Source organism: uncultured Flavobacterium sp., assembly GCF_951805225.1.
Classification (GTDB): domain Bacteria; phylum Bacteroidota; class Bacteroidia; order Flavobacteriales; family Flavobacteriaceae; genus Flavobacterium.
The window spans coordinates 622,896-637,923 of sequence record NZ_OX638201.1; the positions used below are offsets into that span (position 1 = coordinate 622,896).

General features: G+C 33.5%; 16 protein-coding genes. 3 read left to right on the forward strand and 13 right to left on the reverse strand.

The features are described 5' to 3' along the window. The first annotated feature begins 412 nt into the window (after window positions 1-412). A complete protein-coding gene (locus WN975_RS02755) occupies window positions 413-1,036 on the forward strand; it encodes a PASTA domain-containing protein (RefSeq protein ID WP_099711749.1) in 624 nt (207 codons plus the stop codon). Next, a complete protein-coding gene (locus tag WN975_RS02760) occupies window positions 1,026-2,069 on the forward strand; it encodes an RluA family pseudouridine synthase (protein ID WP_337965108.1) in 1,044 nt (347 codons plus the stop codon). The genes WN975_RS02755 and WN975_RS02760 overlap by 11 nt, the downstream gene beginning before the upstream one ends. Before the next feature lie 135 nt (window positions 2,070-2,204). On the opposite strand, the gene WN975_RS02765 is transcribed toward WN975_RS02760, so the two are convergent. From WN975_RS02765 to WN975_RS02790, 6 genes are all read right to left on the reverse strand, one after another. Next, window positions 2,205-2,813, reverse strand: coding sequence for a hypothetical protein (locus tag WN975_RS02765; RefSeq protein ID WP_337965109.1), 609 nt, complete (start codon window positions 2,811-2,813; stop codon window positions 2,205-2,207). 9 nt (window positions 2,814-2,822) lie between these two features. Continuing rightward, complete coding sequence (locus tag WN975_RS02770) at window positions 2,823-4,064, reverse strand: ATP-binding cassette domain-containing protein (RefSeq protein ID WP_337965110.1); 1,242 nt, start codon at window positions 4,062-4,064, stop codon at window positions 2,823-2,825. 88 nt (window positions 4,065-4,152) lie between these two features. Further along, complete coding sequence (locus tag WN975_RS02775) at window positions 4,153-5,007, reverse strand: sulfurtransferase (RefSeq protein ID WP_337965111.1); 855 nt, start codon at window positions 5,005-5,007, stop codon at window positions 4,153-4,155. A gap of 11 nt (window positions 5,008-5,018) precedes the next feature. Continuing rightward, the gene (locus WN975_RS02780; RefSeq protein ID WP_337965112.1) at window positions 5,019-5,873 is read right to left on the reverse strand and encodes a ThuA domain-containing protein; all 855 of its coding nucleotides are present in this window, start codon (window positions 5,871-5,873) and stop codon (window positions 5,019-5,021) included. Window positions 5,874-5,906: 33 nt separating this feature from the next. Then, complete coding sequence (locus WN975_RS02785) at window positions 5,907-6,296, reverse strand: DUF1398 family protein (RefSeq protein ID WP_337965113.1); 390 nt, start codon at window positions 6,294-6,296, stop codon at window positions 5,907-5,909. 110 nt (window positions 6,297-6,406) lie between these two features. Next, window positions 6,407-7,396, reverse strand: a complete 990-nt coding sequence (locus tag WN975_RS02790) for an alpha/beta hydrolase (RefSeq protein ID WP_337965114.1) — start codon at window positions 7,394-7,396, stop codon at window positions 6,407-6,409. A 305-nt stretch (window positions 7,397-7,701) separates the two neighbouring features. Between WN975_RS02790 and WN975_RS02795 the strand changes: the two genes are divergently transcribed. Continuing rightward, window positions 7,702-8,394, forward strand: coding sequence for a hypothetical protein (locus WN975_RS02795; RefSeq protein WP_337965115.1), 693 nt, complete (start codon window positions 7,702-7,704; stop codon window positions 8,392-8,394). A gap of 223 nt (window positions 8,395-8,617) precedes the next feature. On the opposite strand, the gene WN975_RS02800 is transcribed toward WN975_RS02795, so the two are convergent. From WN975_RS02800 to WN975_RS02830, 7 genes are all read right to left on the reverse strand, one after another. Continuing rightward, complete coding sequence (locus tag WN975_RS02800; protein ID WP_337965116.1) at window positions 8,618-9,463, reverse strand: mechanosensitive ion channel family protein; 846 nt, start codon at window positions 9,461-9,463, stop codon at window positions 8,618-8,620. Between the two features lie 88 nt (window positions 9,464-9,551). Beyond that, the gene (locus WN975_RS02805) at window positions 9,552-9,989 is read right to left on the reverse strand and encodes an acyl-CoA thioesterase (protein WP_230713373.1); all 438 of its coding nucleotides are present in this window, start codon (window positions 9,987-9,989) and stop codon (window positions 9,552-9,554) included. 166 nt (window positions 9,990-10,155) lie between these two features. Beyond that, on the reverse strand, window positions 10,156-10,626 hold the full coding sequence (locus WN975_RS02810; RefSeq protein ID WP_337965117.1) for a hypothetical protein: 471 nt from the start codon (window positions 10,624-10,626) through the stop codon (window positions 10,156-10,158). Window positions 10,627-10,989: 363 nt separating this feature from the next. Further along, window positions 10,990-12,219, reverse strand: a complete 1,230-nt coding sequence (locus tag WN975_RS02815) for a sigma factor (protein ID WP_337965118.1) — start codon at window positions 12,217-12,219, stop codon at window positions 10,990-10,992. Window positions 12,220-12,438: 219 nt separating this feature from the next. Beyond that, window positions 12,439-12,783 carry a YciI family protein gene (locus WN975_RS02820; RefSeq protein ID WP_337965119.1) on the reverse strand — a complete coding sequence of 115 codons (345 nt, stop codon included), beginning with the start codon at window positions 12,781-12,783 and terminating at the stop codon, window positions 12,439-12,441. Window positions 12,784-12,893: 110 nt separating this feature from the next. Next, on the reverse strand, window positions 12,894-13,346 hold the full coding sequence (locus tag WN975_RS02825) for a carboxymuconolactone decarboxylase family protein (protein ID WP_121325681.1): 453 nt from the start codon (window positions 13,344-13,346) through the stop codon (window positions 12,894-12,896). 255 nt (window positions 13,347-13,601) lie between these two features. Next, window positions 13,602-14,870: a Na+/H+ antiporter gene (locus WN975_RS02830; protein ID WP_337965120.1), complete on the reverse strand. Its 1,269-nt coding sequence runs from the start codon at window positions 14,868-14,870 to the stop codon at window positions 13,602-13,604. Window positions 14,871-15,028 lie beyond the last annotated feature (158 nt).

Genomic DNA, 15,028 nt, shown 5'->3' on the forward strand with positions numbered 1-15,028 from the left:
TTTGTTTGATTGTTTAATCGTGTATTTGTGTATTTGTTTAAATCGTTTTTTTTGTTTCAGGTTTCAGGTTTTTTGTCATCTTGTTCTCTTTTTTGTCAGACTGAGCGGAGTCGAAGTCACGTTTGCTGAATCACCTTGCGGACTTCGACTACGCTCAGTCTGACAAAACGGTGTTTTATAAAAAAGAAAATAGTTCTTATGAAACCTAAAGCCCTAGCCCTGATGGAAGCGGCATCCTTTTTATTTTTTCTTTAAAAATAAAAAGATACAGTGGACAGCAGGAAACAGCTCCTGAAAATTATCCTTCGACTTCAATCAGGATTGCAATTGCAACACTTTCTTGTTTAAAACAAAATTATCATTTTTTTTGAAACGAAATAGCTTTATCTTTGCCTCTAATAAAAATAAATTTATGAGTTTACGTAAGTATTTAACTAGCCGAGTATTTTTTGTGCAAGTATTAAGTGCGGCTGCTATAATTGCCGTTTTAGGTTATTTGTTTATGCATTGGTTGACTTTTACAACTGATCACGGTCATGAAATTGCCGTTCCGAATTTAACTAAATTGACTGAGGAACAAGTTGAGGCAAAATTAGACGATTTGGACCTTGATTATGTGCTTTTGGATAGTGTTGATTACCGAAGTGAATTTCCTAAATACAGTGTTGTTGAGCAAGATCCGTTGCCGGGAACAATGGTAAAAGTAGGAAGAAAAATATATATTAAAATTAATGCATCAGGATTCTCATCTGTTAAAATTCCTGATTTAATCGAAAAAACATACCGTGAAGCGGTTCCAACTTTGAAAGCTTTAGGGCTTGAGGAAGGAACGATTACTTATATTCCGAATCTTGGAAAAGATATGGTTTTGGAGATGCGTTATAAAGGTAGAAACTTAAAAGTAGGAGATCGCGTGCTGAAGGCTTCTAAAATCGACTTGGTTTTAGGAGACGGAAAAGCATCTTATGTAGATGAAAGTCAGGCCACAGATAGTTTAGCTGCGCCAACTACGGAAACCCCAAAAGATGAACAATAATATTGAAAATTTAGATCTGGAAGACGAATTATTCGAACATTTTAGATTTGAAGTCCCTAAAGGTCAAGCGCTTTTGCGTATTGACAAATATTTAATGAATTTGATTCAGAATGCAACGCGTAACAAAATCCAGAACGCTGCAACTGAAGGGAATATCTTCGTAAATGATATTCCGGTAAAGTCAAATTATAAGGTTAAACCATTTGATGTGGTGACAGTTATGTTGTCGCATCCTCCGTTTGAAAATCATATTCTTCCAGAAGATATTCCGTTGAATATTGTCTATGAAGATGATGCTTTGTTGCTGATTAATAAAGAGCCGGGAATGGTTGTACATCCTGGTCACGGAAATTATACAGGAACTTTGGTAAATGCATTGGCGCATCATTTTGATAATTTGCCAATGAATAGCAGCGAACGCCCAGGTTTGGTTCACCGAATTGATAAGGATACGTCCGGACTTTTGGTGGTTGCTAAAACGGAAGCTGCAATGACACATTTAGCAAAACAATTTGAAGCTAAAACTTCTGAACGTGAGTATATTGCTCTTGTTTGGGGAAATGTTGCTGAAGAAGAAGGAACGATTGAAGGAAATCTTGCAAGACACTTAAAAGATCGTATGCAAATGGCGGTTTTTGCTGATCCAGAAATCGGGAAACCTGCAATTACTCATTATAAAGTTTTGGAACGTTTTGGTTATGTGACTTTGATTTCTTGTAAATTAGAAACGGGAAGAACGCACCAGATTCGTGCGCACATGAAGCATATTGGTCATCCGTTGTTTAATGACGAACGTTACGGTGGACATTTAATCTTAAAAGGAACGACGTTTACAAAATACAAACAGTTTATAGACAATTGTTTTAAAGCTTTGCCACGTCAGGCTTTGCATGCTAAAACGCTTGGTTTTGTGCATCCTGTAACGGGCGAAATGATGCGTTTTGATACTGAGTTACCTCAGGATTTTCAGGATTGTATCGAGAAATGGCGCAATTATGGAAAGTCGCATAATATGGAAGATGATGAGAATTAATTAGATAATTTGTCAATTAGAAAATTAGATAATTTCTTATCGTTTTATATAATTTTAAAAAGCTCCTTTGGAGCTTTTTTTGTTTTTATCATGTTTGGATTATGTCCCGAGGTTTTAACCTTGGGAGACATATTTTTATTGAAGAGTTTTAATAGTTAAATCAATAACTTTTGTTTCTCCGTTGGTTAAGAAACCTAGTTTTCCTTGTTGGCTTAGATTGCTTTTTTCAAGGTTACATTCTAAGAACGTTTCGTTATCGACTGAAAAGTATAATTGATTGTTTGTGACTCTGATTTTGATGGAATACCATTTGTTGTTTTCTAATTTCATGGTCTTTTTAAACAAAGTTGGCCCGCCGCGTTTGCCGTATTCGTCGCTGTTTTTATTGTATGTTCCGTCTCCAATTACAATATTTTGGTCGATTTGATACAAATAGGCTCTAATGTATTTGTTCTTGTTAATATTAAGCATAACCTCAAATAGAGATTCTTCAGTCATGTTGACTTTAAAATCGATTTCATAATTTTTAGGGAGTCGTTTTTTTAATTCCATTACTCCCCAGTGCATCGGTACTCCATGTCCAATTAGTGTATCTTTTTGCAGAAACCATTCATTTAAATTGCAATGTGATTTGAATTGAGAAGCTTTGGTGATTTTGTATTCTTTTTTCGCTGTTGAAATTGTGCCGGAACACGAAGTGATTATTAGTGATAATGCTAATAATACGATATGTTTAATTTTCATTTTTGTGTTTTAATTTAACTCAGAGTGGTATTTTATTTTACCAATTGATCCTGTTGGATTTGGTAAAAGTTCAAAAACCGAAGTAGGAGCAAGCCCGGATTCTATACGATGTGAAACGTACAAAATACTAACGTTTGTTTCTTGTTTAATGGTATTTATAAGCTGAATTACCAGATCTACATTTTCGTCGTCCAGACCTTCTACAGGTTCGTCCAAAATTAATAATGGCGGATGTTTTAAAACGGCACGAACAATCAGCGCAACTCTTTGCTGACCAATTGAGAGATCTATAAAACGTTTTTTTCTTAAACTTGTCATTTCAACAACTTCAAGCCATTGCGCTACATTTTGCTTTTGTAAAGTGGTTGGCTCGTTATATAATCCAATGGAATCAAAGAATCCCGATAGAATCATTTGTTCTAAAGTGTGTCCTTTCTGAAACAAATCAGTCATAGAAGTGGTGAAGATTCCAATTTGTTTTTTGATATCCCAAACGCTTTCTCCAGTTCCTTTTTTTCTTCCGAATAAAAATAAATCCTGACCAAATCCTTTTGGATTATCTCCCGTAATTAATGATAGAATTGTACTTTTTCCTGAACCATTTGGACCAATTAATTGCCAGAATTCGCCTTGTTTTATTGTCCACGAAATTTGATCTACAATTTTACGATCGTCATAACTTACAGAAACATTGTTCATTTTGATTAGTACACTTTCGTGAAAGGAATGTGGTTCAATCGCTTTTGGAATTGCGGCTGTATTTAAGGTTTTAAAATGATTTTCGGTTTTTAAAAGAGGATGTAATTCGAAGGAATTGTCTTTGATTTGTGCTTTATTCGGAACAAATTCTAAAACATCAACAACACGATTAAGTAATTGAATAATCGCAATAGTATCTGTTAGTTTTTCCAGTGATTGTGCCAAAACAACTCTCGAAGCCTGATCTAAATGATCAAACGGATTATCGAAAATTATGAAATCAGGATTTTGATTGATACAATATTTCAGAAACTCTTTTTTACGCTCGCCAGACGAGAAAGTTCTCAATTGTCTGTGTGATTCCGGAGAAGCTTCGATAGTGTCATATTGATACTCTTTTTCGATGAATTTTTCAATGGCAATATCTGAAAACAGAATTCCTTTTTGGTTGTTAAAAACGGCTAATTCACCTTTGGCTTCGCCAGAAAGTAAAGTATCAATAAAAGCTTTTTTATTTACGTGATTCGATAAAAGTATATCCCAATGCTGCATTTTGTATTTTATTTTAAACTGTTGTATGTGTTAGAAACAGGTTTTTTTTATTCTTTTTTACACATATAAAATCTATGTTTTTATGTGTTTAATTTTTCTCTTTTGTGAACATTTCGCGATCGTTTCGTGACCATTCGCTCCAGGAACCTACATAAAGTTTTGGAATCGAAATTCCAGCATAATCCATTGCTAATAAAGTATGGCAAGCAGTAACTCCGGAACCGCAATGAACAATTATATTTTCAGGATTTTTGTCGTTTATAATTGCGGAATATTTCTCTGCTAAAACTTCAGGTGATTTGTAAAATCCTTCTTCATTTAAATTTTCGCTAAACGGAACATTTATCGCACCAGGAATATGTCCGGCAATTAAATCCAAAGGTTCTATTAAACCATCAAAACGATTTTTATCTCTAACATCAATTACAATATTTTGATCGTTATTTCGGGCTTTTTCGACTTCATCGATATCGGCTAGAAGTAATTTCCATTCTGATATTGGGTAATTTTCATTTGCATCAAAAATCTCAGTTTCTGAACTTGTCGGATAATCTGCTTTTATTGCTGCTTGTAAACCTCCGTTTAAAACCTGAACTTTTTCGTGACCAATTGCTTTCAACATCCACCAAAATCTTGCTGCGGCATTTGATCCGTTTTTATCATCATAAATAATAACAAAACTAGAAGGCGAAATTCCGAGTTTTGAAAGTACTTGAGAAAATTTTTCGAAAGAAGGCAAAGGATGTCTTCCTCCATTTGCAGGATCAGTTTCTACTGATGCTAAATCCCGATTTAAATCGATATATCGAGCGCCTTTCAAATGTTCGTTTTTGTAATTTTCTTCGGCATTGATTCCGGCTCTGGCATCAATAAAAACAAACTCAGAAGTATCTTTTAGTTTTAAAAGTTCTTCAGGATTTATAATTGGAGAAAGTTTTGACATCTTAAATAATTTTATTTTTTAGAATTTCCTAACCAAAGCAATGTATTCAAAATTAATTGGCTTTCTACTTTGTTTTCAAATGTATACGAAAGTGTTTTGTTCGTTCCGTGTTCATAATCAATATCATTATGACCCATATTTACATACAGCATTTTGTAGTTTTTATTGGTCCAAACGACAGGATAATAACCGCTATGCCAGATTTCATGCGCTTTTGGTCCGGTTCCAAGTGGGAAACTGCTTTCGTCAATTGCCAAAAGAATTTTAATGTCCGGATTTTTGGTAAGATCGTTAGTCCATCTGTACCATTCGTTTGGCGCTGATGAAAATGTCTTTGGAATATTTTTCGTAACCGGATGTTGATTTTCTACTCGCAAAACTGCCGATGTTGGTCGCCAGGTATTGCTTCCGTATTCGCCGGAACCTAAAAAAGTATTGTGATACCAATTCCAGTTTTGAGGATAATCAGAATCGTTTAATGCAAAAGCCGAAAAATGAAATCCTATAAAACCTCCGCCATTTTCCATGTATTTATGAAAAGCTTCTCGCTGACTTGGCGTTTCAGGTCTTGTATCCAGAAATAAAACAACTTGATATTTTGCCAGGAATTTAGCGTTTAAATTGTCCCAATTGTTGGTAGAATCATATTCAAAATGATTTTCTTCAGCAACTTTTGGAAAATATTTATTAGCTTCATGAACAAAACTTATATGTGCCTGATCATTTTTCGCAGTATAAAAAGCAATTACTTTAAATTTTGATTTGCTTTTTTTCTGCTGAGAATATCCAGCAAAACAACCTAAAAAAAGTATTATCAAGAGACTCTTTACAATTAGAATACAAGCTTTGTTATTAAAAATGGTCATTCAATATAGTTTGGTTGGTTAGTTAATTTTTGATTAATCAGGAATTTTCTCGATCAAAATTTCATTTCCGGATTTGTCATAATATGTACATGTCATTTCGATAATATCAACTCTCCATTTTGCAATACCACATTGCGCAGCATGATTGCAGAAAGCAAGATAATCCGTTTGACCGCTTTGGTGCATTACCAAAAATTCGATAAAACGTTCTTTATTGGCAAGAGAAGCAACCTCAATTTCCGGATATCTTTCCTCTGCTGAAACCGTATAATTATTTACGCCATAATATTCGACATTACCATTATTTACAAATGTGTCGTAACCTTTAACGCCTAAAATAATTAGGTCTTGTATATAATTTGGAAAATCTGCACCGCTTTGTACTTTCGAATGCGCTTCTTTGATTTGTTCTAGTGTAAACATATATTTTAGTTTTAGATTAGTTATATTGAAGTTTCCGCCACGAATTCACGAATTATTTTTAAATAATTTAGCAATGAAATTCGTGAATTCGTGGCGGAAACTCTTATTGTTTATTTCAAAAATACAATTAATGGTTTTATAAATTGATCGAAAGATTCAATATGTGGCAAATGTCCGGTATTTGGAACTTCTACTAATTTTGAATTCGGAATTGCTTTTTGTGTCTTTTTGCCTAGCTCTAAATAATTCCCCATTGTTTTTCGAACTTCTTCAGAAACCAATGGTTTTCCTAAAGCCGTTTTATCTCTCGTTCCGATGATTAAAAGTGTTGGACTTTTTATGTTTTTAAATTCATATAAAACAGGTTGTGTAAAAATCATATCATACAAAAGTGCGGAGTTCCAGGCAACGCGATCATAATCAGGAGCAGTTGTCCAGCCAGCGCCAAGTTCAGCCCATTTTTGGAAATCAGCATTCCATTTTCCATCATAATAATTGGTCATCTGATAAGTTTTTATGTTCTGATAGTTTTGTTTTAATTCAGATTCATACCACCAATCGACAGGTTTGTAGGGAACAACAAGTTTCCAGTCTTCAAGACCAATTGGATTTTCGAGTACTAATTTTTCGGTAGTTTCAGGATACATTAAGGCAAATCTGGTTGCTAACATTCCGCCCATAGAATGACCGAGAATGGTTGTTTTTTCGATTCCTAAATGATCTAATAATTTCTTAGTGTTTTCTGCAAGTTGCTGAAATGTGTATTGAAAATTATCCGGTTTTGACGATTTTCCAAATCCTATTTGATCCGGAACTATAACTCGAAATCCTTCGGCACTTAATGCTTTTATAGTGGTTTCCCAATAAGCTCCGTTGAAATTTTTACCGTGAAGCAAAACAATATTTTTGTTGTTGTAATTCGGCGGAATAATATCCATATAAGCCATTTTTAGATATTGGCGCTGATTGCTCAATTCTATGAACTTTACAGGAAATGGATATTCGTAATTACTTAGATTAATATCTAATGCTTTGATTTTTACTTCTTGCGAAAAACAGAAAACAGGAAATAATAGGAATATTAATTTTATAATTTTCATTTTCGGGCAGATTTTGAATTTACAGGATTATAAAATTACCGTTAAGCATCTTTAAATGCAAAAAATAGAGTCTTAAAGTTATCAGAAAATCTAAAAAGAAGAGATTTTAGAACTGTTTGTAATTAATTATTATTGAATTTTTAGCGAATAGAGCATTATATTTTGTAAATTTAATGTCCCGTAAGACACTGATTGTGAAAATATTGCATTTTAACGAGTAATGCTGTACTTCAAAGAACTTCTTTTATTAACAGGAAAATAGTCTGTAAATTAGAGTAAGAATGTTGTATGCTAAAACTGGTATTATGAAAAAAACTATACTTTTACTCTTACTCACAACGCCTATATTTGCTCAGGAAGTCAATACATTTGATTTCGCAGTAATAAATTCTACTTTAATATCTCCTAATATCGATCTTGATAAAGGGAGGAGCGTTGTTGCCGCCAATAAAGATGAATATTCGTCTTATTTTCAGTATGCATTTGATATGTGTGATGATGATATTATTTTTGGTGCCGGAATTGATAAATCTGAGATTGACCGAACTTATATTGGTTATATTGGAAAAATCTGCGATAAGTTCAGAGCGACAATTGCAATTGGTTATGTTGATTCTAGAAGTGATTATCAAGGAACTTTTACAGGATTTAGTGTTTCGTATAATTTTGGTGAAAATACTTTTGTAGGCGCAAGTTTAGAGAATTTGCATTCTTCAATTGTTGATTATGAAACGGATGAGAGTTTTGATTACTATAAAAAACTGGTTCCGAAAGTTTTTGCGAGTTACGAAATTATTCCACATATAATTGCTTTTGGGCAATTGAGCAGTAGAGTCAATGATATTGCTTTAAAATATCAAGTTGATCGATTTTCGACTGGCGGATTTTATTCCGGACATGGAGTCGGTGGTATTTTTGGAACTCTTGATATTGGCAGGTTTGCAGTTTCTTGCAGTACTACTTTTGATAAAGTGAATTTTGGTTTGAAATTTCAATAAATTGATTGCCCACGGATTTTACTGATTAAGCGGGTTTTGGCGGATTTTTTTAGATTATAAAATTCGATGTATAGAATTGAAAAAGTTTCACGCAGATTTTACAGATTATGGCAGATTTATTTTGAAAAAATCTATCTGCTTAAATTTTTTTAAATCTGCGTGAAACAAAAAAACTTGGCGAGATTAAATCGATTTAATGTGTTTTCTATTCTTTTGAATAGTTTTATTCTTTGTCTTTTTTAATCGTTATTACTCTTTGTGGATATGGAATATCGATTTTAGCTTCGTCAAAACGTTTTTTTATACTTTGTAATAAATCGCAATACATCACAAAACCATCTGTTGAGTTTTTGGCCCAAGCCCAAGCTTTTAAGTTTACGCTTGAATCTGCGAGTGCAACAACTCTTGCCACGACCAAAGGTGTTTTTTGCTTTTTATTTTCGGCGGTTCTGGTGTCGATAAAAAGCGGATGTTTGGCAATTTCATCTTGCATGATTTCTAATGCTTTTTCGACATTGGATTCATAACCAATTCCAATTTCGATGATTTTGCAGCATTTAGTATCGTGCATATTCGTGTTTACAATAATCTGATTGCTTATTACGGAATTTGGGATTATAATTCGGTTATTTTCGGCATCTTTCAAAACGACTTGTCTCAAATTAATATCTTCTACTGTGCCGATAAAATTATTGATTGTGATTTTATCGTTTATTCGGAAAGGTTTAAAAATAACCAGAAATATTCCGCTAACGATATTACTCAAAGCTTGTTGAGAAGCTAAACCTGCGACTAACGAAATAACGCCGGCACCTGCTAAAAAGGAATGTCCGATAATTTTGAATTCGGGGATTTGTATTAAGGCAAAGGCAAATCCTAAAATGTAAATTACGGTTATAATCAAATGCTTTAAAAATCTAAATCCTGTCGCATCATATTCTTTATCGGATAATTTTCGATACAAAAAATAACGAAGTACTTTGTCTGTAACAGCGCCAAGAACGATTGTTACAAGTGCAATTGTAGCAATAACGATAATTATTCTAAAGTCTTTTAGGAAATCGATCATGAGTTTTGAATTTAAAAAATCCAAAAAACATATATTTAAAATTATAGTTTTTTGGATTTTATAAAGTTATGAAAAATGAAGTTTGTTTTTATAATCCAACAAAATCATCACTTTTTGGGAATATGCTCAAAGCTTCAATTGCAATTTCTGGTGTTGGAGATGCTAATTTGCGTAGTTTGGTATCCATCCATGCGCCATCAACTGTAATTACTGCACAAAGTGTATCGTCTTCTCTTCTAAATTCGTGAATGATTGACCAACGCGAAGCATCTGGTTTCATTTTTGAAGTTTTTGTATGAAGGAATATTTTATCTGAAAGTTTTAGTTCTTTTCTAAAGATGCATTCTTCTCTAAATAAAACAGGACCAAAACCTTGTGTTTGCATTACTCTTAAAGTCAAACCAAGTTCTTCGAGGATTTCGATACGATGTTGCGCACCAAAATCGTAATAAGCACTATGACGAACGTGAAAATTTGGGTCAAGATCTGACCAGCGAAATGAAATTTCTTTAATAAATGAAGCCATTTTATACTTGTATTTTAATTTTATTCTGAATGTTTTTATATTGAATATTATTTCATAAAAACAATCATTTTCAGAAAACCGAAATTACAAATAAAAAAGCAAATTGATAGCAGAAAAGCAAAAAGTATTATTCGTGCATAGTAAATTTTTATCTCTTTTAGGATAATTATATACTTTCCAAATTATCCCATTCGTATTCAATTTTGTTGATTTTTAAATAATATGGAATTAATAATGCAAGTTCTAATCGCAAAGAAAAATGTCCGTTTACGTCGTTAATAAACGGAAGTATAAACATGGAAGCGATGCAAATTACAACTCCAAGTATTGCGTCAATTTTAGCTAGTGATATGGCATTTTCTTTTTCGAACCAAAGGGAATAACCAACATATGCTTTAAATGTTATAATGGCGATAATGAAAATCCCAATTCCTGAGAGTGCTGTATTGCTGCTAAAACCATAAATTGACAGGTTTACGTTTGATGTAAAAAAACTAAAAGGTATTGTTGCGAAACCAACAACGCCCATTATCATAAAAATCCAACAGAATGTCTTAATCCACCACGGGAGAAGTTGTCTTCTAATAATTTCAGGTTTGTCAAATTGGTCAAATTGGCTTTCTAGTTCTTGGTTCATGGTTTTGGGTTTATGGTTTTGGTTGACGAATATAGATTAAATTTTAATATTATTTGTAATAATAGATTTTCTCATGAAAACGAATGTCCTAGCCCTGATGAAAGCAGCATCCTTTTTTGCCGGGGTTCGGCACAAAAGATACAGCGGACAGCAGGAAATAGCTCCTGATTAAAAAATTTATATTCACCGCGTTAATTTGTGTAGTCCCTACGGGACAATATTATTTTTGTGTCTACCGATTTGTTTTTTACCGACCTGTAACTCCTAACGGAGTATTTTTTGGGATGTTTAATATGCATCGTAAAGGATGGATGTTGGTAGAAAATTTGACAAAGATGATCGCTTCATGGATTAAAATCAACACTATTTAATTGCATTTATATTTTTGATTATTGTTACTTTGTCAGCAGAAGAATTGGTGATTTGTAATGCTTTTTCAAAATTTTCTATGGCTTTTTTATTGTCAATATTAGTATAAAGATTGCCTAATAAAGAGTAATAAAAAGGATTATTGGTCAGATTTAGTTTTTCGGCTTCGATAATAGCTTCTTGTTTTCCATTGGTTTTGGCAAGGGCAAAAGTTCTGTTTAAAGCTGCGATAGGCGAGTATTCTAAAATAAGAAGGCGATTGTAGAGTTGTAATATGTTTTGCCATTTTTCTGGTGTGTCTTCTTTTTGTGTGTGCCAATAAGCAATTCCTGCTTCAAGATGGTATTTTGAAAGATGGTTTCCTGTAGAAGCTTTAACTAAATAATGTTGTCCTTTTTCGATTAATTCCTGATTCCAAAGCGTTTCATCCTGATCTTGATACAAAATTGTTTCGCCATCTTCATTTGTTCTGGCGTCAAATCTGGAACTGTGAAAACACATTAGAGAAAGCAAAGCATTTACGGAAGGTAAGTTGGTTGTTGGATTTTCGATCAATAAAAAAGTCAAACGCATGGCTTCTGCGCAAAGATCTTTTCGCAGAATAGTGTTTTGCGATGTAGAATAATAACCTTCGGAAAACAGTAAATATAAAGTTGTCAGAACGGTTTCTAATCTATTATTGATTTCCGAAACTGTTGGTTGTTCAATCTTAATGTTGGCTTCTTTGAGTTTTTCTTTGGCACGATTGATTCTTTTATAAATAACTTCTTTATTGGTTAAAAAAGCATCGGCAATTTCCTGAATTCCAAATCCGCATAATAAATTTAATGCTAATGCAATTTGTGCTTCACCTGAATTTTCAGGATTGCAAACCGTAAATATCATCGCTAATTGACTGTCATTTATATTTTTGTTTGACAAGTCGATTTCAATTTCTTCAGATTTATTTGTGGTATGTTTTATTTCTACGGAAAGCTTTTGCTCAAAAACAGCATTTCGTTTGAGGTAATTTTTGGTTTTGTTTTTAGCCACGGTATAAAGCCACGCTGTTGGATTTTCGGGAATTCCTTTTAAACTCCATAATTCTGTTGCAGCGAGAAATGTGTCGCTTGTAATGTCTTCGGCAATTTCGATATTATCGATTCCAAATAAATAACAGAGCACCGAAACTATTTTTCGGTACTCTGTTCTGAATAAATTGGGTAAAAGCTGGCTTTCTTCCATGATTCTATGCGATACTTTTTGTGAAAAGTAAACTGTTAGATGTAATTTATAAAAGCTTAATTTAAACACATAGAAACATAGATTTTATGTGTGAAAAAGAAAATAAAAAAGAAATTCATTTCTTGCACATAGCGAACTTTGTGTATTTCAAATAAGTGAAACGCCTTATTTTTTTGCTAAAAAAGTCTATGTTTCTATGTGTTGAAAAATAATTATTTATTATGCTGTAACTGCCATGCGTATTTCTACATTTCCGCCTAATTCTAAGATTGGACATCCGTTTGCAATTGTTACGGCTTCGTCATAATCTGCGGCTTTGATGATAATTAATCCGCCAATTGCTTCTTTGATTTCGGCATAAGGTCCGTTGATTACGCTTTTGTTTGTGGTTACTATTTTTCCTTCGCCATCCCAACGCTGCAAAGGTCTTGCTAGTTTGTCTTGTGCTGCAATTCCGCCTAGCCAATCTTGCCATAATTTAAGCGAATCTTGCAATTCTTGTGGCGAAGGCTGTGTTTCTTTTGTGATATAATCTCTACGAAATATCAATAAAAATTCGTTCATGATATTATTTTTTGAATGTTATAAATTTTTCTTTTGATGTTTTTAAATCGATTTTTCAGATTGATTTTATATATATAATGAATCTGAAAAATCGATCAATAAAGCTTTAATTAACCAAATAAACCCACTTTGTAAGTTCCAGGTTCGTTAGGAAATGCAAGGTTAATTCGGTTCCAGGTATTGATGTTTGTGATAGCTAAAGTTAAATCAATTAATTCTTGTTCTGAAAATTCTTTTGCGGTTTCGTTGTAAACTGAATCTGTAACGTCGCATGCTGTTAAAGCTTCTGCCCATGCAAATGCTGCTCTTTCACGGTTTGTGTAATATGAGGTTTCTCTCCAGGCGCTTAATCCGTATAAACGTTGTTCGGTTTCGCCTTTGTGACGTGCATCTTTATAATGCATATCAAGACAATAAGCACATTTGTTGATTTGTGAAACTCTAAAAAGAACTAATTCTATAAGTGATTGCTCCAATGGAGATTTTTTCAAGTATCCGCCAACTGGATAAAGTGTTTTGATTGCTTCTTGTCCTTTTACGTGAATGTTAATTCGATTTTCCATTTTGTTTAAATTTAATGTTTATAAATGTTGTTATAATGGAATAACAATCGAACTTCCGGAATTGGACAAAATTTTTATCTTTTTTTGAAAATATTTTTATTTTTTGTTTAAAAAGTTTGTGAAGGCTTGATATTAGTGGTTTTGTTGAAATTGAATTTTTTTATAAAAAACGTATATCCTAGCCCTGATGGGAGGGAAAATCCTTTTGTTCCGGTGTTCGGAACAAAAGATTGGAAGGACAGCAGGAAATAGCTTCTAATTATTTTCTCGGGCACTTAATTTTTTGACAATCCAAGGCAGCGTTAATCCTTGACCAATAAGTGTCAGTAGTACAACGGCAACCGAGATGAAAATAATTACGGTTCGTTCGGGAAAAGGAGTTCCGTCTTCGAGTTGTTTTGGGATACCAATAGCAATTGCGAGAGAAACGATTCCGCGCATTCCGGACCAACTTAGAATGACGCTGTTATTGAAGTCTAAAAGAGCATCTTCGGTGACTTTTCTTTTCCCTTTATTTCGTGTGCTTTTAAAGGCTTTTTGAAGATTGATTTTCTGAAGAAATATTCTGACCATTCTAATCAATAAAGCGACAATTGTGATAATGAATGCATATCCGATATACGGCAATATCATGTCGTTTTCGATACCTTTTAGGATATAACGAAAATTAAGTCCGATGAGAATAAAGATTAATCCGTTTAGTAGAAATATGATAATGTCCCAAAGGCTTCGGGAGTGATTTTTGAGGCTTTCGGGGAATATTTTTTTACTGAAACGTGCAATTGCGAGACCTAAAATAACTACTGCAATTACTCCGGAAACATGCAATTCTTCGGCAATAAGATAGGTGACAAAAGGCATTAAGAGCATGAAACTGATGGTAACTTCTGGATTCTTTTTGTGGACTTTGCTTAGTATGAAAGCCAGAATTTTTGCCATTACAAAACCTACGAGGAATCCGCCTCCTAATAAAAGGATAAATTGCAGGGTTGCTTTCCAGATTATAAATGCTGATCCCATAACGGCTGCAACGGCAAATCGATAGGCTACTAATGCTGAGGCATCGTTAATTAAACTTTCGCCCTCAAGTATGGTTATGGTTTTATGTGATATTCCAAGTCCTTTTGTGATGTTTATTGCGGCAACAGCATCGGTTGCTGACAGGATTGCTCCGAGTAAAAATGCTAATGGCCAGGTTATATTCGGGATCATGTAATGTGCGACTACGGCAATCCAAAATGTGGTGAGAAAAACTAATGTTATTGCTAATGTACCAATAGTATTGATATTGGTTCTAAAATCTTTTGGAGAAATATTAAACGAGGCATCATATAATAATGGTGGCAGAAAGAGCAGAAATATGATTTCAGGATTAATTTCGATCTCGTTCATTGTTGGAATAAAGCCAATTGCAATTCCTACTATAACGAGCAGAATTGGTTGTGGTAGTTTTATAACATCTGTAAAGGCTGAAAGTCCGATGACAATGGCGAGTATAAAAATAATGATGCTGTAGTTTTCCATTAAAATAGATTTTGAAGAAGCTAATATAGGTATTTCGGGTTTTAGTTGAAAGCATTGAAAGTCATTAAAGGAGTAGATTAAGATGATTTTCTTTTGGAAATAATTGCTCTAGCCCTGATAGGAGCGACATCCTTTTTTGCCGGGGTTCGGCATAAAAG